The 4,462-nt window shown below is 34.6% G+C and carries 4 protein-coding genes and 2 tRNA genes; 4 read left to right on the forward strand and 2 right to left on the reverse strand.

Features of this window, described 5'->3' with window-relative positions; translation table 11 throughout:
• Together ABFR62_13210 and ABFR62_13215 are read right to left on the reverse strand one after the other, a co-directional pair.
• Positions 1–204, reverse strand: a 204-nt coding sequence (locus ABFR62_13210) for a hypothetical protein (GenBank protein MEN8139380.1), incomplete at its 3' end; no start/stop codon positions are given.
• 303 nt (positions 205–507) lie between these two features.
• Positions 508–591 (reverse strand) — tRNA-Leu (locus tag ABFR62_13215).
• Positions 592–773: 182 nt separating this feature from the next.
• On the opposite strand from ABFR62_13215, the gene ABFR62_13220 reads away from it, so the two are divergent.
• From ABFR62_13220 to ABFR62_13235, 4 genes are all read left to right on the forward strand, one after another.
• A complete protein-coding gene (locus tag ABFR62_13220) occupies positions 774–1,715 on the forward strand; it encodes a ribose-phosphate pyrophosphokinase (protein ID MEN8139381.1) in 942 nt (313 codons plus the stop codon).
• A 29-nt stretch (positions 1,716–1,744) separates the two neighbouring features.
• A complete protein-coding gene (locus ABFR62_13225) occupies positions 1,745–2,428 on the forward strand; it encodes a 50S ribosomal protein L25/general stress protein Ctc (GenBank protein ID MEN8139382.1) in 684 nt (227 codons plus the stop codon).
• A 106-nt stretch (positions 2,429–2,534) separates the two neighbouring features.
• Positions 2,535–2,607, forward strand: a tRNA-Phe gene (locus ABFR62_13230).
• A gap of 222 nt (positions 2,608–2,829) precedes the next feature.
• Positions 2,830–4,140, forward strand: coding sequence for a T9SS type A sorting domain-containing protein (locus ABFR62_13235; GenBank protein MEN8139383.1), 1,311 nt, complete (start codon positions 2,830–2,832; stop codon positions 4,138–4,140).
• The last annotated feature ends 322 nt before the right edge of the window (positions 4,141–4,462 follow it).

Consider the following 4,462-nt stretch of genomic DNA (forward strand, 5'->3'; position numbering starts at 1 on the left):
TTTGAATTCTTCGATTTTTGGTAATTTTGCGATCAATTTTTCTTTGGCTTCTTTCCAATCTTCATTTGATTGATACAAATCGGTTAAATTCCATTTGTACTTATCGTCTATATCAAATCGATCCTGTTGACTAAAACTAAAAGGACTGAGAATAAGTGAAAAGAAAAGAATTAATGACCAAACAATGTTTCGTTTTATTTTCATAATAGAAAGGTTTAAAAAAGTTAACCTTCAAAGTTAAAGTTCTTTTTTTTATTAAGTGTTACTAATATCATAATTATTAACATATAAATTTCGTGGATATAGTACAAATAAATTTAAAAAAGTAACTTCCAAATGTAGTATAATCAGAAATTTATAACTCCTACTAAAAAAACGGTATTGTTGCATCTCTAATAGAAAGTCATTTTATTAACTGAAACATCGAAAGTAAAAGATATTTTAATCAATATTGTAGAAATAATAAATGCAAAACCCTTACAATCATATAATTATAAGGGTTTGTCGTACTCGAGGTGGGAATCGAACCCACACGATATTGCTACCACTGGATTTTGAATCCAGCGCGTCTACCAATTCCGCCACTCGAGCTCACATTAAATTAGCCCTTCATCATTTTTTCAACATTTATCATAGTCACGCTAATCAATCTCATTTAAACATATATACTGATATCTTTCAAAAATATGTTCACTAAAAAAATTTAGAACGGGGTACAAAATTATAATAATTTTTTAATTTTGCACAGGCTCAACCAAACTTATCTATATTTCATGTCATCATCAAACTTAACACCAAAATTATTTGCTTGTTCGCAAAGTCAAGTATTAGGAAAAAAAATTGCAAAAGAAAACGATTTACCCCTTGGAAAAGTTGATTTACAAAACTTTAGTGACGGGGAGTTTCAACCAGCATTTAAGGAATCTGTTAGAGGAAGAAGGGTTTTCATTATAGGCTCTTCCATGCCACCGGCAGACAACTTGATGGAGTTATTGTTGCTACTAGATGCAGCAAAAAGGGCTTCTGCTCGTCATATTACCGCCGTTATCCCTTATTTTGGATGGGCACGTCAAGACAGAAAAGACAAACCACGTGTAGCCATTGGTGCCAAAATGGTAGCCAATTTAATTCAAAGTGCCGGTGCCACACGTATTATGACTATGGATCTGCACGCTGATCAAATTCAAGGTTTTTTTGAAAAACCGGTAGACCATTTATATGCTTCGACTGTCTTTTTACCCTATATCGAAAATTTAAAATTGCCTAACCTTGTAATTGCATCCCCCGATATGGGAGGATCTAAAAGAGCTTATGCCTATTCAAAATACCTAAAAAGCGATGTTGTTATATGTTATAAACAACGTGAGAAAGCAAATATCATAAGTAAAATGGAACTAATAGGTGATGTAAAAGGCAAACATGTAGTTTTAGTAGATGATATGGTCGATACTGCAGGAACATTGGTGAAAGCAGCCGGTTTAATGATAAAAAGAGGAGCTTTAAGCGTAAGAGCAGTGGCTACTCATGCGATTTTATCAGGAAAGGCACATGAGAGAATAAAAGACTCAAAATTAGAGGAATTAGTAGTGACTGATACTATCCCCCTTAAAATAGAAAATAGTAAGATAAAAGTTGTATCTTGCGCCCCCTTATTCGCTAAGGTAATGAATAAGGTGCATACGAATGAATCTATAAGTGGACAATTTCTAATGTAAAAATATTAATTTCAAATTTTATAAATTAAATGCAATCAATTACAATCAAAGGATCTAAAAGAGAAAGCGTAGGCAAAAAAGCTACAAGAGCACTACGTAATGCTGACAAGGTTCCTTGCGTTATATACGGCGAGGGTGAACCAATACATTTTTCAGCAGATGAACTAACATTCAAGCCATTGGTATTTACATCTAACGTTTATATTTCAATGATTGAATTAGATAACGGAGAAAAATATGAAACCGTTATACAAGATTTACAATTTCACCCGGTAACTGATAAGTTGTTACACATCGATTTCTACCAATTACATGATGACAAACCTCTTACAATAAAAATTCCGGTTAAGCTGGAAGGCACATCAGTTGGTGTGAAAAATGGTGGAGTACTTCGTTTTCCTAATCGAAAACTTTCTATTACAGCATTACCAAAAGATCTTCCCGATTTCTTTACAGTAAATATTGAAGATCTTAATATCGGCGATAAGTTTTCTGTAGAAGAGTTTGATTATGAAAACATCTCATTTAATCACCCGGGAGACATGGTAGTTTGTCAAGTAAGAGTTGCCAGAGCGGCAATAGTTGATGAGGTAGAAGAAGAAGAAGGTGAAGAAGGTGAAGAAGGTGAAGAAGGTGAAGAGGGCGTTGAAGGTGCAGAAGGAACAGAAGGAGCTGTTAAAGACACTAAAGAAGGTGAAACTCCTAAAGAATAAACAAGAAAAGACTTCCGATAAATGTTATCGGAAGTTTTTTTATTTATATATTGCTTAAAAACGAAAAAGATTTATATTTGCAACCGCTTAAATTAAGCATAAGCAAGGTACCTTAGCTCAGTTGGTAGAGCAATAGACTGAAAATCTATGTGTCCGCAGTTCGATTCTGCGAGGTACCACTAAAAAGCCACTTCAAAATATTGAAGTGGCTTTTTTTTAATGTAACATTTTCTCAATATTTTATACAGCAAAACAATTGACCACACTCATTCATTTCGATGATTTGTATCATTGTGTTTTTTTCAAAAAGTCCAGACATTTGTTATGAGTATGTGATATGATGCTATTCACTGTTGACAAAGTAAATAGCTCAAAGTTTGAATTTAAAAAAAGAGACTATCATGAAAACAAAATCACACATTAATTTAATCTTTTTAGGATTGATTCTGTTTATTTTTACAGTAGAACTTTCCGCACAATATGGATTTAGCGAACCAACTAATCTACCGGTTTTAAGCTATGGTGATCCTGATGAGTGGGATGATGAAACAGTTTGGTTTCCATGTGTTATTAAGGATGGGGATACTTTAAAAATGTGGTATACAGGAAGAGATGAAATCATATGGCAAGCAGGTATTGCGAATGTTGGATATGCTTGGTCTCTTGATGGTATAACATGGGACAAATACAGTGGAAATCCCGTATTAACAGCCGATTTACCCTGGGAAGAAAGTAGCGTGGGTCCAGATGCCGTAATTAAAGATGGTAATACGTTAAAGATGTGGTATAGTGGACCTGGTGGGAACGGTTTTGCTACATCTGTTTATGGCAAAACATGGAGTAAGCATCCTGATCCTATAGGCCCTTATGAAGGACCTGCAGGAGATTGGGATGATGCCGGAGTTTGGGTACAAACCGTTATAAAGGACGCAGGACAATACAAGATGTGGTATACTGGCTTAAGACCAGGTTTTCCACAAATACAAGCACTTCCTCAAATCGGTCTGGCAACTTCAACCGATGGTTTACAATGGACAAAACACGATGATCCAACAACTACAGAAGCTCCTTTTGCAAGCAGCGATCCAGTACTTGAGCTCGGGGAAACTGATGCATGGGATCAACATAGGGCTATGTTGCCAAATGTTCTTAAAAATGTTTCCGGCTATGAAATGTGGTACACCGGGTTAAAAGGCCCAATAAACACGAGTGTCCTACAACATATAGGTTACGCCTCATCTACCGACGGAATTAGTTGGATTAAACATTCTGAAAACCCAATATTTACTGATCCGAGAGAGTGGGGAAAGGGCATCTACGGAGGTTCTGTTTTATTTTATGATGATGATTATCACTTATGGTTTGCTTGTTTTCATAACTTAATAACTGGGGCTCAGGCCAGTCCTCAAATTGGTTATGCAAACGGATATGGGGTTGGAGTAAATGAATTACAACAAAACCTTCAATTAGTCCATAATTACCCTAATCCTTTTGCCTCCTCAACAACTATTGAGTATGAACTAACTATTCCCGAGATTATCTCAATAACTATATATAACCATCTTGGTGTGCAGATTAAAGTGATTGAGGAAAAACAATCATCGGGTAAACAGCAAGTTATTTGGCAAGCAGATAATCTACCTGCCGGTGTATATTTCTGTGTATTAGAAACCAACAATGGCATACAAACAACGAAAATGATAAAACAATAGATAAGTCAATTATTCTATAACATATTAAATTCTAACTTGTATACGTAGTTCCACCGAAGCATCGGGGTTGCGAGGCACCACACAAAACCGTAACACATTTTTATTAGGAATTGTTGCGGTTTTTTTATTATGTATAGTAAAATTACAATGGAAAACCAGACTTGCTTTTTATCAAAAAAGACTATCTCATATTACATATATTTCATTTTTTATAAATAAATAGCTGAAAAATAGTTCAAATCATTAAATAATTCTATCTTTGCGCATTATTAATTATATTATTCATTAAAAAATGAAAAAAGGTACAGTAAAATTCTTCAAC

Source organism: Bacteroidota bacterium, assembly GCA_039714315.1.
Taxonomy (GTDB): domain Bacteria; phylum Bacteroidota; class Bacteroidia; order Flavobacteriales; family JADGDT01; genus JADGDT01.

Excerpts from the sequence above, each read along its gene's own strand:
- ABFR62_13220 (MEN8139381.1), top strand. The coding sequence starts at position 774 with ATGTCATCATCAAACTTAACACCAAAATTATTTGCTTGTTCGCAAAGT.
- ABFR62_13225 (MEN8139382.1), top strand. The coding sequence starts at position 1,745 with ATGCAATCAATTACAATCAAAGGATCTAAAAGAGAAAGCGTAGGCAAA.
- ABFR62_13235 (MEN8139383.1), top strand. The coding sequence starts at position 2,830 with ATGAAAACAAAATCACACATTAATTTAATCTTTTTAGGATTGATTCTG.